12 protein-coding genes, 1 pseudogene and 1 riboswitch are annotated in these 15,741 nt (G+C 70.9%); all 13 genes and pseudogenes read left to right on the top strand.

Going from position 1 to position 15,741, the window contains the following annotated elements; all coding sequences use genetic code 11:
- The first annotated feature begins 19 nt into the window (after positions 1 to 19).
- The 13 genes and pseudogenes from ACWD35_RS34030 to ACWD35_RS34090 all read left to right on the top strand — a co-directional run bounded on the left by ACWD35_RS34030 (position 20) and on the right by ACWD35_RS34090 (position 15,594).
- Positions 20 to 634, top strand: a complete 615-nt coding sequence (locus ACWD35_RS34030; RefSeq protein WP_451355208.1) for a hypothetical protein — start codon at positions 20 to 22, stop codon at positions 632 to 634.
- Positions 635 to 672: 38 nt separating this feature from the next.
- Positions 673 to 2,166 (top strand): protein kinase domain-containing protein, encoded by a 1,494-nt coding sequence (locus ACWD35_RS34035; RefSeq protein ID WP_451355230.1) that lies wholly within the window; start codon positions 673 to 675, stop codon positions 2,164 to 2,166.
- Between the two features lie 155 nt (positions 2,167 to 2,321).
- Positions 2,322 to 2,972, top strand: a complete 651-nt coding sequence (locus ACWD35_RS34040) for a SurA N-terminal domain-containing protein (protein WP_451355209.1) — start codon at positions 2,322 to 2,324, stop codon at positions 2,970 to 2,972.
- A gap of 121 nt (positions 2,973 to 3,093) precedes the next feature.
- On the top strand, positions 3,094 to 4,068 hold the full coding sequence (locus ACWD35_RS34045; protein WP_451355210.1) for a nucleoside triphosphate pyrophosphohydrolase: 975 nt from the start codon (positions 3,094 to 3,096) through the stop codon (positions 4,066 to 4,068).
- Positions 4,069 to 4,224: 156 nt separating this feature from the next.
- The gene (locus ACWD35_RS34050) at positions 4,225 to 6,351 is read left to right on the top strand and encodes a tetratricopeptide repeat protein (protein WP_451355211.1); all 2,127 of its coding nucleotides are present in this window, start codon (positions 4,225 to 4,227) and stop codon (positions 6,349 to 6,351) included.
- The gene (locus tag ACWD35_RS34055; RefSeq protein ID WP_451355212.1) at positions 6,348 to 7,631 is read left to right on the top strand and encodes a cytochrome P450 family protein; all 1,284 of its coding nucleotides are present in this window, start codon (positions 6,348 to 6,350) and stop codon (positions 7,629 to 7,631) included. Before ACWD35_RS34050 ends, ACWD35_RS34055 begins: the two co-directional genes overlap by 4 nt.
- 184 nt (positions 7,632 to 7,815) lie before the next feature.
- The gene (locus ACWD35_RS34060) at positions 7,816 to 8,907 is read left to right on the top strand and encodes a transglycosylase family protein (RefSeq protein ID WP_451355213.1); all 1,092 of its coding nucleotides are present in this window, start codon (positions 7,816 to 7,818) and stop codon (positions 8,905 to 8,907) included.
- A gap of 183 nt (positions 8,908 to 9,090) precedes the next feature.
- Positions 9,091 to 9,259: riboswitch (cyclic di-AMP (ydaO/yuaA leader) on the top strand.
- Between the two features lie 4 nt (positions 9,260 to 9,263).
- Positions 9,264 to 9,944: a transglycosylase family protein gene (locus tag ACWD35_RS34065; RefSeq protein ID WP_451355214.1), complete on the top strand. Its 681-nt coding sequence runs from the start codon at positions 9,264 to 9,266 to the stop codon at positions 9,942 to 9,944.
- A 296-nt stretch (positions 9,945 to 10,240) separates the two neighbouring features.
- Positions 10,241 to 11,548 carry a phosphopyruvate hydratase gene (eno, locus tag ACWD35_RS34070; protein ID WP_451355215.1) on the top strand — a complete coding sequence of 436 codons (1,308 nt, stop codon included), beginning with the start codon at positions 10,241 to 10,243 and terminating at the stop codon, positions 11,546 to 11,548.
- A 105-nt stretch (positions 11,549 to 11,653) separates the two neighbouring features.
- Positions 11,654 to 12,130, top strand: coding sequence for an FtsB family cell division protein (locus tag ACWD35_RS34075; RefSeq protein WP_451355216.1), 477 nt, complete (start codon positions 11,654 to 11,656; stop codon positions 12,128 to 12,130).
- A 28-nt stretch (positions 12,131 to 12,158) separates the two neighbouring features.
- Positions 12,159 to 12,563: pseudogene (locus tag ACWD35_RS34080) on the top strand (DUF501 domain-containing protein); the annotation flags it as partial.
- Positions 12,564 to 12,764: 201 nt separating this feature from the next.
- A complete protein-coding gene (locus ACWD35_RS34085; RefSeq protein WP_451355231.1) occupies positions 12,765 to 13,721 on the top strand; it encodes a Ppx/GppA phosphatase family protein in 957 nt (318 codons plus the stop codon).
- Positions 13,722 to 14,211: 490 nt separating this feature from the next.
- Positions 14,212 to 15,594, top strand: coding sequence for an NAD(P)/FAD-dependent oxidoreductase (locus tag ACWD35_RS34090; protein WP_451355217.1), 1,383 nt, complete (start codon positions 14,212 to 14,214; stop codon positions 15,592 to 15,594).
- Positions 15,595 to 15,741: the final 147 nt, after the last annotated feature.

Here is a 15,741-nt window from a genome sequence, read left to right on the forward strand (position 1 = left end):
CCCCGGCCCAGGAGCAGTCATGTACGGCCACGGCGCGGCGCCGCCCACCCGCGGCGCGGGAAACGTCATCACCCTGCGCGTGCTGATGGCTGCCTGCGGCATGTTCTCGTGCGGCATCCTCGCGTGCGTGCCGCTGTTCCGGGTCGCGTTCCTGCGCGCGCGGTGGTTCGACTGGCTGGTGGCCTGGGCGAGCCTGGCGCTGGGCATGGCCTGCTTCGCGGTGGTCGGCTCGGTGCCGGAGAACGACAGGAGGGGCGACTTCGCGCTGGCCACGGTCCTGCTCCTCGGTGTCGCCGCGACCGTCCACTTCCTGGTCGTGGACGTCCGGCACCACTCCGACGCACAGCGCGCGCAGTCCGGTTACGCGCCGCCGCACGCCCAGACCGTCCCGACGTCGTACGGCTACCCGCAGCCCGCGTCGCCGTACGCGAGCGCGCCGGTCACACCGCACACCCCGCACACCCCGCCGCCCATGACGCACACCCCGATACCCGGCCCCCCGCAGGCCACCCCGCTCACCCCGCCCCAGCCCCACCCGCAGCCCCAGCGCCCGGCGCCCGCGCGGATCGACCAGGTGCGCGCCGAACTGGACGAGCTGAGCGACTACCTGCGCAACCACGAGGGCGGAAGGTGAGCGTGGCGGCGGGACGTGTCGTCGCCGGCCGTTACGAACTGTCCACGCTCATCGGCCAGGGCGGCATGGGCCAGGTGTGGACGGCGTACGACCAGCGGCTCGACCGGCGCGTGGCGGTGAAGCTGCTGCGCCCCGACAAGGTGGCCGGGCAGGAGGCGGACGAGCTGCGCCGCCGGTTCGTGCGCGAGTGCCGGGTGACCGCGCAGGTCGACCACCCCGGGCTCGTCACCGTGCACGACGCGGGCAGCGAGGGCGAGGAACTGTTCCTCGTCATGCAGTACGTCGACGGCGCCGACCTCTCCGACCACCTCGCCGAGCACGACCCGTACCCCTGGCAGTGGGCGGTCGCGGTCGCCGCGCAACTGTGCGCCGTGCTGAGCGCCGTGCACGCCGTGCCGATCGTCCACCGCGACCTCAAGCCGCGCAACGTGATGGTGAAGCAGGACGGCACGGTCACCGTGCTCGACCTGGGCGTGGCGTCGGTCCTGGACACCGACACCACCCGCCTCACGCACACCGGTTCACCCATAGGCTCGCCCGCCTACATGGCGCCCGAGCAGGCGATGGGCGGTGCAGTCGGCCCGTACACCGACCTGTACGCGCTCGGTGTGCTGATACACGAACTGCTCAGCGGTGACGTGCCGTTCACCGGTTCCACGGCGCTCGGAGTGCTGCACCGGCACCTGTACGAGCCCCCGCTTCCGGTGCGCCGGATCCGCCCCGAGGTCCCCGAGGCGCTCGAAGCCCTCGTCCTCAGGCTGCTCGCCAAGGACCCGCAGCACCGCCCGGCCTCCGCGCAGGAGGTGTACGAGCACCTGGCCCTGCTGCTGCCCGCGCGCGGGATGCCGACGGGGGAGCCTTTGGACCCCACGCGCCCCTTCCTGCGCCCGCACGCCCCCTGGCCGGACCGCGCGCGGACGCCCGCGCCCCAGCCCGCCCCCGTCGCGCCCGCGCCGCCGGTGGCCGAGAAGCCCGATGTGGCCGCCGCCGTGGACGAGGTCAAGCGCCTCCTGGGGGAGGGCCGGATCACCCAGGCCGTGGACATCCTCGGCGCGATCCTGCCCGCCGCGGCCGAACAGCACGGCGAGCACTCCCCGGTCGTCCGCACCCTGCGCAAGCAGTACGCGGCCACGCTCCTGGACGACGGCCAGTACCGGCGCGCCCTGCCCGAACTGCGCCGCCTCGCCGACGAACGCGCCGCCGAGGCGGGCCAGGCCGACCCGCAGTCCCTGCGCTACCGCTACGAGGCCGCCCAGTGCCTGGAGCAGCTCGGCCAGCCGGCCGCGGCGCTCGCCGAGTACCGCGCGCTGCTGCCGTACTACGAGAACCAGTACGTCTCCGGCGACCCGCAGCTCGCGCACGACGTGCGCCGCCGCATCGGCCACCTGCTGCTCGCCCTCGGCGACCGCCCGGCCGCCCACGACACGCTAGCGCGGCTGCTGATGGACGTGGAGCGCGTGCACGGCCCGGGGCATCCGCTGGCGGCGGACATCCACCGCACCCTCCAGTGGTTGGGGCAGATGCACGGCTAGGAGTACACCTGGCTCCTGCCGTCGGGAGGGGCGCGACGGTGCCCGAAGCGGCTGTGAATCGTTGGTCGAATGGGTTGGCCGCAGCCTGCCCACTGCCTACCATCGATCACCGCAAGACTTTGTGCACCGTCGCACAAACTCCTCGGGAGGTTTCCTTGCACCGCCGTCGTCGCACCGCGCTCGTCCTCTCCGCCGCGATCGCCGCCGCGGCACCCCTCCTCACCGCCTGCGGAAACGATGTGCACCCGGGTGCGGCGGCCGTCGTCGGCGGACAGCGGATCACCGTCGCCCAGCTGCAGAGCCGGGTCGACGAGGTCCGCAAGGCACAGCGGGCCGCGGTCTCGGACGAGGCCCAGTACCAGCAGGTCCTCGCCTCCACCAGCAGCCTCACCCGCGACACCCTGCACAACATGGTCCTGGACCGGGTGCTGCACCGGGCCGCACAGGACGCGGGCGTCACGGTCACCCGCAAGGAGGTCCAGCAGATGCGCGCCGGCCTGGAGCAGCAGACGGGCGGCGCCAAGGGGCTGGAGACGGCCTGGCTGCAGAAGTACGGCATCGCGCCCAAGCGCCTCGACGACAACCTCCGCCTCCAGCTGGAGGCGCAGAAGCTCGCCGCCGGCCTCGGCACCGACACCAGCCAGCCCGCCTTCTGGAAAGCCCTGTCCAAGGCGTCCCAGGAACTCCACGTCGACCTCAATCCGCGCTACGGCTCGTGGGACGTGCAGCGGAGCAGCCGGGTGGATGCGAAGACGCCCTGGGTACGGGAGGTCACGGCGGACGGCGGGCAGCCGCTGTCGGCGTAGGCGCCGGGCCGCCGGAACGGAACGGCGGACGGGGCGGGCTGCCAGTCATACGATCACGAGAATTCGCGGGCCCTGTGGACAACCGAGCCGCTCCCTCCGCACCGTGCGTTACGTTCGGATCGTGAACGCAATCAGCCCCGAAGCCCCTGGCCGTATCGTCCTGCTCACCACGAGCCACCGAGTCGCGCCCGGCCTGCTGTCCTGGCCCGCCTGGCAGGCGCTGCGTGCCGCGGACGCCGTGCTGTGCGCGGACGGCGCCCATCCGCAGCTGCCGTATCTGCGCGAGGCCGGGATAGCGGTGGCGGAGGCGTCCCCCACCGCGCAGGAGCTGGTCGACGCCTGCGCCGGCGGGCGGACCGCGGTGGTCGTGGCCACCGGCGAGGGCGAACCGGCCCTCACCGACGGCCTGGCCCGCCTCGCCGGCTCCGGCCGCGTCCGGATGCCGGAGCTGGAGCTGCTGCCCGCTTCCTACGACCTGCCCGGCGCCCGCCTCCTCGACCTCGTCCAGGTCATGGACCGCATCCGCGCCGAATGCCCCTGGTCGTCCCGGCAGACCCACCAGGGCCTGGCGAAGTACGGCATCGAGGAGGCGTACGAACTGGTCGAGGCCATCGAGGCCGGCGACCGCGACGAACTGCGGGAGGAACTGGGCGACGTCCTGCTCCAGGTCGTCTTCCACTCCCGCATCGCCGAGGAGGACCCGGACGCGCCGTTCTCCGTCGACGACGTGGCCGGCGGCATCGTCGCCAAGCTGATCCACCGCCACCCGCACGTCTTCGGCGACGAGAAGGCGGAGACGCCGGAGGACGTCAAGGAGCACTGGCTGCGCACCAAGGCCGAGGAGAAGCGCCGCTCCTCGGTGACGGAGGGCGTCCCCCTCGGCCAGCCCGGCCTCGCCCTCGCCGCCAAGCTCGTCTCCCGCGCCCGCACGGCGGGCCTGGACGTGCCCCTGCCGAGCGGCGCGGGCATCGGCTACGAGCTGCTGGAGCTGGCGGCCCGCGCCGAGGCGGACGGCATCGACCCGGAGGCCGCACTGCGGGCGGCGGCCCGCGCATACCGGGACGCCATACGGGCTGCTGAGGGGCTGCCTGCTTGATACCGTTGCTCCAACGGGCGGGCGCGATGCGTGGGGGCGGTTGTGACAGCGGAGTTGGTGCAGCTGAGGAAAGCGCTTCTGCGCGCGATCGACAGCTCGCCGACCACGGCACAGAGGGTCGCTCAGGTGATGAAGCGGGCAGGTGTCCGCGACGTCATGGACATCTGGATACGGCGTACGGGATCACGGGAGACGCGGACCGAGCGGCAGCTCGGCTCCCTGTCGACGGTGCGCGACAACCATCCCGAGAAGTTCTCCAAACTCGTGGCCATCGCGGCCGGTTACCCTGCCCCCGTACCCCAGCCGGCTCGCACCGCCTCGGCCCCCACGCCCCGGGGAGACACCGGAACCCAAGTCGCGGGTGATCACATCGACATGCGGAACGGCAACTTCTACGGCCGCGTCGTCGGGGAGGAGCGCAACTACTACAACACCCTTCCCGCCCCCGTGGAGTGGCGGCCGGTCGGTGAGGTGGGGGCGGGGGAGTTCGGTGTGCATCCGACCGGGCCGGTGGCGGGGCTCCCCGACGTGCCGCCGTACGTGCCGCGCGACCGCGACGATGACCTGCGCGCCCAACTCGACCGCCCCGGGCTGGTGTTGATCGTGGGTGAGCCGTACGCGGGCAAGTCGTACACCGCGTGGCACGGCGTGCGCCTACTGGAGGACCGCCGCCTGTACGCCCCCTACCCGGGCGAGGACCTGCGCCCGCTGGAGGCCGCACTGCGGAAGGACCCCGGCAAGCACGTCGTCTGGCTGGACGAGCTGACCGAGCACCTCGGTCCGGGCCTGCTTGATCTGCGACTGCTGAGGCGGCTCAACCAGCTCGGTGCCGTCGTGCTCGGCACGATCAGCCCCACCGAGTACTACCTGCGCCGCGCCAGGTCCGCTCCCGACGACCAGGTCGTCACCGCGGCCCGCCCGGTTCTGCTGGAGCGCGAGTGGAGCGACGCCGAGCTGGAGCGGCTGTCGGCACTCGACGACCCGCGCGCGTACCCGGCGTACATGTGGAGCGGCAAGGAGGGAGTGGCCCCGTACTTCGCGGTCGGGCAGCTCCTGTTCGACGAGTGGCAGCGGGAGGGTACGCGGTCGGAGCACCCGCGCGGGCAGTCGCTGGTCCGGGCGGCGGTCGATCTCGCTCGCTGCGGGGTCACCGGGGCGGTGCCGGCCGAACTGCTCAGGAAGGTCCAGGAGCAGTACGGCGCGGCCGGGGAGACGGGCGAGGGGGAGCCGTTCGAGGACGCGCTCGCCTGGGCGACCGCGCGGATGTTCCGGGTCTCAGGACTGCTCGTGGCCGGCGAGGAGGACGGCACCTGGCGGGCATACGGGGCGCTGGTCGCGGAGGCACTGCGGGCGGGGAACCTGGAGCCGGTACCGGACGAGGTGTGGTGGACGCTGCTGGACGCGGCGATCGAGGGCGCGCCGCTGGACAAGGACGCGATTCTCGGCGCGGCCCGCGCGGCGCTGCGCTCGCGCGTCGAGGCGGGGGACGCGGAGGTGATGTTCCACCTCGCGTATTACCTCGACGGCCAAGAGTCCGTTTCCCTGCTGTGCCGCGCGGCCGACGCGGGCCACACGGACGCGGCGGCGGAGGCGGCGCTGATCTTTCTGTCCGACGAGGACAAGGAGAAGGCGCTTCCCTACCTGGAGATCGCCGCCGAGGGCGGCAGCTCCTGGGCCGCGCTGCACCTCGGCCGGATCCACCGCGACCGCGCCGAGCGCTGGCTGCTGACGGCCGCGGAGGCGGGGAAGGGGGCGGCGGCGCACGAGCTGGCGGATCTGTTGCTCACGAGCGATGTCAACCTGGCGAGAGAGTGGTATCTGGAGTCGGATCGCCTTGGCTACGTCGAAGGGGCCAGGAGCCAGGGCATGTTCCAGTTGATCGAGGGCCAGCGCGAGGCGGCGGAGATCTGGCTGACACGCGCTGCGGACGCGGGTGACGAGCAGGCGGCCGAGTTGCTTGAGGTTGTCTTCCACAAGCCGAGCCCCTTGGACGACGACTACTTCGACGGAGACGCGAACCCCCTCATCTACCCGCTGGACGCCACTCATCAGGGCGTCCTTCTGGAGATGCGGGGACGTCTCGACGAGGCCCGCAAGAAATACGAGAAGGGCTACACGGTGGCCGACGCTTATGGCGCCTACCGTCTCGCTGCCCTCCTCGCGAAGGAAGGCAAGCCGGACGAGGCCAGGCAGTGGTACCGCAAATCCGCCGACATGGGTCACCCCGGTGCCCTGAAGGCCCTCGGCGAGACGTCGGACAAGCCGGATACCGTCAAGGAGTGACCAACCAGCTCAACCCCCAGCCCGCCCCCGGCGCCCCCGCCCCCGACCTCTTCACCTGGGAGTTCGCCGCCGACCCCTACCCGGCCTACGCCTGGCTGCGGGAGCACGCCCCCGTGCACCGGACCCGGTTGCCCAGTGGGGTGGAGGCCTGGCTGGTCACCCGGTACGCCGATGCCAAGCAGGCGCTCGCCGACCAGCGGCTGAGCAAGAACCCGGCGCATCACGACGAGCCCGCGCACGCCAAGGGCAAGACCGGCATCCCCGGTGAGCGCAAGGCCGAGCTGATGACGCACCTGCTGAACATCGACCCGCCGGACCACACCCGGCTGCGCCGGCTGGTCAGCAAGGCGTTCACGCCCCGCCGGGTCGCGGAGTTCGCGCCCCGCGTGCAGGAGCTGACCGACCAGCTCATCGACGGGTTCGCGGCGAAGGGCTCCGCCGACCTCATCCACGAGTTCGCCTTCCCGCTCCCCATCTACGCCATCTGCGACCTGCTCGGCGTCCCGCGCGAGGACCAGGACGACTTCCGGGACTGGGCGGGCATGATGATCCGGCACGGCGGAGGGCCCCGGGGCGGTGTGGCCCGGTCGGTGAAGAAGATGCGGGGCTATCTCGCCGAGCTGATCCACCGCAAGCGGGCGGCGCTGCCCGCCGAGCCCGCGCCCGGCGAGGACCTGATCTCGGGCCTGATCCGCGCCTCCGACCACGGCGAGCACCTCACCGAGAACGAGGCCGCCGCCATGGCCTTCATCCTGCTCTTCGCCGGTTTCGAGACGACGGTCAACCTCATCGGGAACGGCACATACGCCCTGCTCACCCACCCCGAACAGCGGCAGCGGCTCCAGCGGTCCCTCGCCGCCGGGGAACGGGAGCTGCTGGAGACCGGCGTGGAGGAACTGCTCCGCTACGACGGCCCGGTGGAGCTGGCCACCTGGCGGTTCGCCACCCGGCCGCTCACCATCGGCGGGCAGGACATCGCCGCCGGCGACCCGGTGCTCGTCGTGCTCGCCGCCGCCGACCGGGATCCGGAGCGGTTCACCGCCCCGGACCGGCTGGACCTGTCCCGCCGGGACAACCAGCACCTCGGCTACGGCCACGGCATCCACTACTGTCTCGGCGCGCCGCTCGCCCGCCTGGAGGGCCAGTTCGCGCTCGCCACCCTCCTCACCCGCCTCCCCGACCTGCGGCTCGCGGCGGATCCGGCCGAGCTGCGCTGGCGCGGCGGACTCATCATGCGCGGACTGCGCACTTTGCCGGTGGAGTTCACGCCCGTCCAGTGAGGGGCTTGCCCCGTGAACTCAGCCCAACCAGCCGAAGATGACAGGCGTTCGCTTCTGTGATCTTCACGTGATCTGCGCGGCATTAACTTGTGACAAGTGATCGTATGCCTATACGTTCACCCAGCAGCGTGGCGCCCAGCAGCACCCGCCGCGCGGGTCCTGCTGTCGCACGAAAGGCTTCCGCATGCTCACCGGGAACGGTCGTCACCGTCGCCCCCGTCAGGCCCCGGCTCTCCTCGTCGCGGCCGGAGTAACCGGCTCCGCCATCGCCCTCCCGCTCCTGGGCGCGGCGAGCGCCAACGCGGCCGACGGCACCACGTGGGACAAGGTGGCCGAGTGTGAGAGCGGCGGCTCCTGGAGCGCCGACACCGGCAACGGCTACTACGGCGGCCTGCAGATTTCCCAGGACGACTGGGACAAGTACGGCGGCACGAAGTACGCCTCCAGCGCCGACCAGGCCAGCCGTTCGCAGCAGATCGCCGTGGCAGAGCGGATCCTCGCCGACCGGGGCACCACCCCCTGGGCCACCTGCGCCCTGCTCAACGGCCTGACCGCGCACTCCGGCTCCGTGGACGTCGACACGGGCGTCGGAAACCCGGGTTCGGACTCGGACTCCGGCTCGCACGGCTCCGGTGACTCCTCCGAGTCCAGGCATTCGTCGGAGGGCCAGCAGGGCCAGCAGGGTCAGCAGGGCCAGGATTCGTCCGACTCCGCCGACACTTCCGACTCGCCCGGTCTGTCGGATTCGCCGCCTTCGTCACCCTCTTTGCCTTCGTCGTCCCCGTCGAGGTCGTCCGACTCCTCGGACGCCACCGCCAAGCCGTCCCCGGGCGCGAGCCATGGTGCGGGCAAGGGGGGCAAAACCCCCAAGTCCGACAAGTCCACGTCGTCCGACACTCAAAACGGACAGGGGGATGGCGGCGCCACCACGGACCCCGCAACGGACGACTCGGACAATTCCTGGCAGAACGGTGGCTCTTGGAGCCTCGTCGACACCGGCTCGCTCAGCAGTGGTGGACGTCACCGTGGCGTCAGTGCGGACGAAAGCGTGACAAACGGTCAGAACGCCACCCGGTCCGGCCGTCACGCGTCCCCCGATGCGAGCACCTACGAGGTCCGTGAGGGAGACAGTCTCTGCTCCATCGCCGACTCCCTTGACGTCGACGGCGGATGGCGCGCGCTCTACGGCCACAACAAGAAGGTCATCGGCGCCGACCCGAACCACATCGCCGCCGGTCAGACCCTGGAAATCGGTGCGGAAACGGGCCAGAAGTAGCGGGAGTTGACGCCCCACTAAGCGCCTGAATGTCCGGTTTGGTGAAAGTGTGGGATGAGTCTCAGAAGCCCTGATCGTCTTTGAAATTCCGCGGATCGCGTGGCTACGGTCAAGGCCGCTCGTCACCACGAGCCCCGGCAGTCGCAACGCCGAATCCTGCCAGCGGTTGCCCGGGAACAGTCGTCGCATCATGCGCCGTAGGCAGGAGCGGGGGACCCAAGGTAAGTGCCAAAACCGGCAGTTGACGTCGGTTGCGGCTTGGGGTGAAGCCGCGTCCCGAAAGGGCCGCGGCCGGGCAACTCAACCGGCCCGAACCCGACAGCTCACCTCGCAGGCGTCGGTGAGGGGATCGATCCATGCTGTTCACCGGCAAGGGCAAGCACCGCCGCCCGTTCAAGGCCACCCGCGCCATCGCGCTCGCCGGAGTCGCCGGCGCCGCTGTCGCCGCCCCGCTCATGGCGGCCGGCAACGCCTCCGCCGCCACCGCCGCCGAGTGGGACAAGGTCGCCCAGTGCGAGTCCGGCGGCAACTGGTCCATCAACACCGGTAACGGCTTCTACGGCGGCCTGCAGTTCTCGGCCTCCACCTGGGCCGCGTACGGCGGCACCGCCTACGCCCCGCAGGCCAACCAGGCCACCAAGGCGCAGCAGATCACCGTCGCCGAGAAGGTCCTCGCCGCCCAGGGCAAGGGTGCCTGGCCGGTCTGCGGCACGGGCCTGTCGAACACGCCGTACAACGGCACCGCGGCGGCCCCGAAGGCCACCACCACCCGCTCCACCGACCAGGCCGCCTCCCGCTCCGCCGAGCGCACGGCCCCGGCCAAGAGCACGGGCAAGAGCGCGACCGTCACCACCCCGACCGGCAAGAAGGTCAAGAAGGGCGACGGCGAGTACAAGGTCGTCAAGGGCGACTCCCTCAGCACCATCGCCGAGAAGCACGGCGTCAAGGGCGGCTGGAAGAAGCTGTTCGACCTGAACAAGGACATCGTCCAGGACGCCGACCTGATCTACCCGGGTCAGCAGCTGCACCTGAAGTAAGGCGCGGCCCCCAGTCCCCCCGCCCCGGTGCGTGTTCCCCCGTACGCGCCGGGGCGGGGCTTTTGTGTCCCCGCTGTCCGCCGCTCTCCTCCCCGCTTTCCGCCGCACTTTCCCCACTCTTCACCCGGGGCTCACCCGGGAACCCCTTTGTTCCGGGCGTGAACAATGGGTACCGTTTGCCTGTCCACGGGGCGGTCGGTCGGTGGCCGACGCCCCATGGACGGTTAGGCTCTAGGCGCAAGGCACAGCCGCAAGGCACACGCCCCGCACTTCCAGCGTCACATCCCAAGAAGGAGATGCTCGTGCCGTCCATCGACGTCGTCGTAGCCCGGGAAATCCTGGACTCCCGAGGCAACCCCACGGTCGAGGTCGAGGTCGGCCTCGACGACGGCAGCACGGGTCGTGCCGCCGTCCCGTCCGGCGCCTCCACCGGTGCCTTCGAGGCCATCGAGCTGCGCGACGGTGACCCCAACCGCTACCTGGGCAAGGGTGTCGAGAAGGCCGTCCTCGCCGTCATCGAGCAGATCGGCCCGGAGCTGGTCGGCTACGACGCCACCGAGCAGCGCCTGATCGACCAGGCCATGTTCGACCTGGACGCCACCGACAACAAGGGCTCCCTCGGCGCCAACGCCATCCTCGGCGTCTCCCTGGCCGTGGCCCACGCCGCCTCCGAGGCCAGCGACCTCCCGCTCTTCCGCTACCTGGGCGGCCCGAACGCGCACCTGCTGCCGGTGCCGATGATGAACATCCTGAACGGCGGCTCGCACGCCGACTCCAACGTGGACATCCAGGAGTTCATGATCGCCCCGATCGGCGCGGAGTCCTTCTCCGAGGCCCTGCGCTGGGGTGCCGAGGTCTACCACACGCTGAAGAAGGTCCTGAAGGGCAAGGGCCTGTCCACCGGCCTCGGCGACGAGGGCGGCTTCGCCCCGAACCTGCCCTCCAACCGTGAGGCCCTCGACCTCATCCTCGAGGCCATCAAGCAGGCCGGTTACATCCCCGGCGAGCAGATCGCGCTCGCGCTCGACGTCGCCGCGTCCGAGTTCTACAAGGACGGCAAGTACCTCTTCGAGGGCAAGGAGCGCTCCGCCGCCGAGATGACGGAGTACTACGAGGAGCTCGTCGCGGACTACCCGCTCGTCTCCATCGAGGACCCGCTGTTCGAGGACGACTGGGCCGGCTGGAAGGTCATCACCGACAAGCTCGGCGACAAGGTCCAGCTGGTCGGCGACGACCTGTTCGTCACCAACCCCGAGCGCCTCGCCCGCGGCATCGAGGAGGGCACCGCCAACGCCCTGCTGGTGAAGGTGAACCAGATCGGTTCGCTGACCGAGACCCTGGACGCCGTCGAGCTGGCCCAGCGCAGCGGCTACAAGTGCATGATGTCCCACCGCTCCGGCGAGACCGAGGACGTCACCATCGCCGACCTGGCCGTCGCCACCAACTGCGGCCAGATCAAGACCGGCGCCCCGGCCCGCTCCGACCGCGTCGCCAAGTACAACCAGCTGCTGCGCATCGAGGAGATCCTCGACGACGCCGCGGTGTACGCCGGCCGCAGCGCCTTCCCGCGCTTCAGGGGCAGCGTGGAGATCTCCAAGGGCTGACCCAACCCGGGGTAAGCCTTAGCCAGTCGTACGTACGTCCCCGCACTCGGTCCCGTACCGTGTCCGGGGACGTACGTGCGTGTGAAAGGGGAGGCGGAGAGCCAGATGGCAGTGAAGGACCGGGACCGTTTCTCCACCGCGACCAGGCTGCGCCTGCTCGGCGAGCAGACGGCGGCCCGGGTCTACCGCTCCCAGACCAAGCGGCAGGCCCGCCGCTCCCGGCTCACCGGCCGCGCGGCCCTGCTCGCCCTGGTGCTGTGCTCGCTCATCGTCGCCCTGGCCTACCCGATGCGGCAGTACGTCTCCCAGCGCGCCGAGATCTCCGACCTCCAGCGGCAGCGGGAACAGGCCCGCCGGCGCGTCGAGCAGCTGCGCGACCTCAAGGCGCGCTGGCAGGACGACTCCTACGCCGAGCAGCAGATCCGGCGCCGGCTGCACTATGTGATGCCCGGGGAGACCGGATACGTGGTCGTCGCCCCGGGCGCGGCCAAGCAGTCCCGCGCCCGACTCGGGGCCTCCCGCCGGCCCTGGTACGCGAACGTCTGGGACGGCGTCGACAAGTCCGACGCCTCCGACCAGTGAACCGACAGAAAGACAGCCGAAGACAGTCATGGAAACGCCTCCGCCGCCCACTCCGCGTACCGAGCCGACCGACGCGGACGTCGAGGCCTTCAAGCAGCAGCTCGGGCGACCGCCGCGCGGGCTGAGGGCGATCGCGCACCGGTGCCCCTGCGGCCAGCCGGACGTCGTGGAGACGGCACCCCGGCTGCCCGACGGCACGCCCTTCCCGACGACGTACTACCTGACCTGCCCGCGCGCCGCCTCCGCGATCGGCACGCTGGAGGCGAACGGCGTCATGAAGGAGATGACCGAGCGCCTGCAGACCGACCCCGAACTGGCGGCGGCCTACCGCGCGGCGCACGAGGACTACATCCGGCGCCGCGACGCGATCGAGGTCCTGGAGGGCTTCCCGAGCGCGGGCGGCATGCCGGACCGGGTGAAGTGCCTGCACGTGCTGGTCGGCCACTCGCTGGCCGCCGGGCCGGGCGTCAACCCGCTCGGCGACGAGGCGCTCGCGATGCTGCCGGAGTGGTGGGCGAAGGGGCCGTGCGTGCAGCCGCTCGTGGCGCCCGATCCGGCGGACGAGCACCCGGGCGAGGAGGGCGCGGTCCTCGACCCCACCGAGGTCCGCAGCGCTTTCTTTGCCGAGCGCCCGCTGGTCCCCGAGGGCTTCTCCCGGGTCGCGGCCGTCGACTGCGGCACGAACTCCATCCGGTTGCTCGTCGCGGACGTGAACCCGGCCACCGGTGAACTGCTGGAGCTGGACCGGCGCATGACGATCGTGCGGCTCGGCCAGGACGTGGACCGCACCGGGCGGCTGGCGCCCGAGGCGCTGGAGCGGACCTTCGCCGCGTGCCGGGAGTACGCGGACGTCATCCGCGAACTGGGCGCCCCCAAGGTGCGTTTCGTGGCCACCTCCGCCTCCCGGGACGCGGAGAACCGGGACGACTTCGTGCGCGGAGTCGTGGACATCCTCGGCGTCGAGCCCGAGGTCATCTCCGGCGACCAGGAGGCCGAGTTCTCCTTCACGGGTGCGACGAAGGAACTCGCCGGCCGCGAGGACCTGACCCGGCCCTACCTCGTCGTGGACATCGGCGGCGGCTCCACCGAGTTCGTCGTCGGCGACGACCATGTGCGGGCCGCGCGCTCCGTGGACGTCGGCTGCGTGCGCATGACCGAACGGCACCTGGCGCAGGGCGGCAAGGTGAGCGACCCGCCGACCGCGGAGGAGATCGCCGCCATGCGGGCCGACATCGAGGCCGCCCTGGACCTGGCCGAGGAGTCGGTCCCGCTGCGCCGGGCGCACACCCTGGTGGGCCTGGCCGGCTCGGTCACCACGGTGTCCGCGATCGCCCAGGACCTGCCCGAGTACGACTCCGCGCGCGTCCACCACTCCCGGATCTCCCGTGAGCGCGTCCGCGAGATCACCGAGTGGCTGCTGCGCTCCACGCACGCCGAGCGGGCGACCGTCCCGTCCATGCACCCGGGCCGCGTCGACGTCATCGGCGCCGGCGCCCTCGTGCTGCTCGCGATCATGGAGCGGACCGGGGCCGAGGAGGTCGTCGTGAGCGAGCACGACATCCTCGACGGCATCGCGTGGTCGGTGGCCTAGCCCGCACGCGGTCGGTGACCCAGGCAGCATGCGCCCGGTGGCGTGACTCTCTTTTATTACTGGCCAGTAGCAGTCGGCTGAGCAGGTCGGATAACGTCTGAGCGGGGCTGAGGGGCCCTCAGGGGCCCCTCGGTGACGGCCGGTCGGAAAACTTCGTGAAGTTCTTCACAAGGATTTAGGCCAAGTGGCACCACGAAAACGGGCCGATAGGCCCTTCCGGGGGCTCCGGAGCTGTTTGAACATGTTCAGACGATGGCCGGAAAAGTGGCGCGAACGGGTCTGATCCAGGGGTGTTGCGAGGTGCTCACAGCCACCCCGAAAGCCCAGAGAGGCAGCTCACGCGGCCTTGACAACGGGGCAGACCGCCCAGGGGTTCCGGCCCGCCGGCATGACCTGCGTCACGCGGGCCGCGGATATTAACACAGGCCCTGTCGGACCTTGTGAAGGGGCGCACGAGCACCCCTCCCTGACCGGGTGGATACTCGATGGCATGAGCACCACGGAGCGTCCCAGGATCCTCGTAGTAGGCGGTGGGTACGTAGGCCTGTACGCAGCTCGGCGCATCCTGAAGAAGATGCGCTACGGAGAGGCGACCGTCACGGTCGTCGACCCCCGGTCGTACATGACCTACCAGCCCTTCCTCCCCGAAGCCGCCGCCGGCAGCATCTCCCCTCGCCACGTCGTCGTCCCGCTGCGACGCGTGCTCCCGAAGGCGGAGGTCCTCACCGGCCGGGTCACCACCATCGACCAGGACCGCAAGGTCGCCACGATCGCCCCGCTGGTGGGCGAGGCGTACGAGCTGCCCTTCGACTACCTCGTCATCGCGCTGGGCGCGGTCTCCCGTACCTTCCCGATCCCCGGCCTTGCCGAGCAGGGCATCGGCATGAAGGGCATCGAGGAGTCCATCGGCCTGCGCAACCACGTCCTGGAGCAGCTGGACAAGGCCGACTCCACGACTGACGAGGAGCTCCGCCGCAAGGCACTGACCTTCGTCTTCATCGGCGGCGGCTTCGCGGGCGCGGAGACCATCGGTGAGGTCGAGGACATGGCCCGGGACGCGGCCAAGTACTACAAGAGCGTGTCCCGCGAGGACATGCGCTTCATCCTCGTCGACGCCGCCGACAAGATCCTTCCCGAGGTCGGCCCCAAGCTCGGCCAGTACGGCAAGGAGCACCTGGAGAGCCGGGGCGTGGAGATCTACCTCTCCACCTCCATGGACTCCTGCGTCGACGGCCACGTCGTGCTGAAGAACGGCCTGGAGGTCGACTCCAACACGATCGTGTGGACCGCCGGCGTCAAGCCGAACCCGGCGCTCGCCCGCTTCGGTCTCCCGCTCGGCCCGCGCGGCCACGTGGACACCGCGGCCACCCTCCAGGTGCAGGGTACGGACTACATCTGGGCCGCCGGCGACAACGCCCAGGTCCCGGACGTCGTCGGCCGCAAGGCGGGCAACGAGAACGCCTGGTGCCCGCCGAACGCCCAGCACGCGCTGCGCCAGGCCAAGGTCCTCGGCGACAACGTGATCTCCGGTATGCGGGGCTTCCCGCAGAAGGAGTACGAGCACGCCAACAAGGGTGCGGTGGCCGGTCTCGGCCTGCACAAGGGCGTCGCGATGATCGTCTTCGGCAAGATGAAGATCAAGCTCAAGGGCCGCCTCGCCTGGTACATGCACCGTGGCTACCACGGCATGGCGATGCCGACCTGGAACCGCAAGATCCGCATCTTCGCGGACTGGACGCTCGGCATGTTCCTCAAGCGCGAGGTCGTGTCGCTGGGCGCCATGGAGAACCCGCGCGACGAGTTCTACGAGGCCGCCAAGCCGGCGCCGGTCGCCGCCGCGCCCAAGACCGAGGAGAAGGCCAAGGCCTCCTGACCTCAGGCCTCCTGACCTCCGGTCACTGATCCACCCGAAGGACCTCCCGCTATCCGTGGTGCGGGGGGTCCTTCGGCGTTCCACGGGTTGTCGCGGCGAAGAAAAATGACCAGCTGTAACTCCTTCGCGGGACTGCGCCACGTAGCC

Source organism: Streptomyces sp. NPDC002671 (assembly GCF_053592475.1).

Bases quoted from the DNA above. Each gene is read 5' to 3' on its own strand.
- ACWD35_RS34060 (WP_451355213.1), top strand. From the start codon at position 7,816: ATGCTCACCGGGAACGGTCGTCACCGTCGCCCCCGTCAGGCCCCGGCT.
- ACWD35_RS34030 (WP_451355208.1), top strand. From the start codon at position 20: ATGTACGGCCACGGCGCGGCGCCGCCCACCCGCGGCGCGGGAAACGTC.
- eno (WP_451355215.1), top strand. From the start codon at position 10,241: ATGCTCGTGCCGTCCATCGACGTCGTCGTAGCCCGGGAAATCCTGGAC.
- ACWD35_RS34075 (WP_451355216.1), top strand. From the start codon at position 11,654: ATGGCAGTGAAGGACCGGGACCGTTTCTCCACCGCGACCAGGCTGCGC.
- ACWD35_RS34090 (WP_451355217.1), top strand. From the start codon at position 14,212: ATGAGCACCACGGAGCGTCCCAGGATCCTCGTAGTAGGCGGTGGGTAC.
- ACWD35_RS34065 (WP_451355214.1), top strand. From the start codon at position 9,264: ATGCTGTTCACCGGCAAGGGCAAGCACCGCCGCCCGTTCAAGGCCACC.
- ACWD35_RS34050 (WP_451355211.1), top strand. From the start codon at position 4,225: ATGGACATCTGGATACGGCGTACGGGATCACGGGAGACGCGGACCGAG.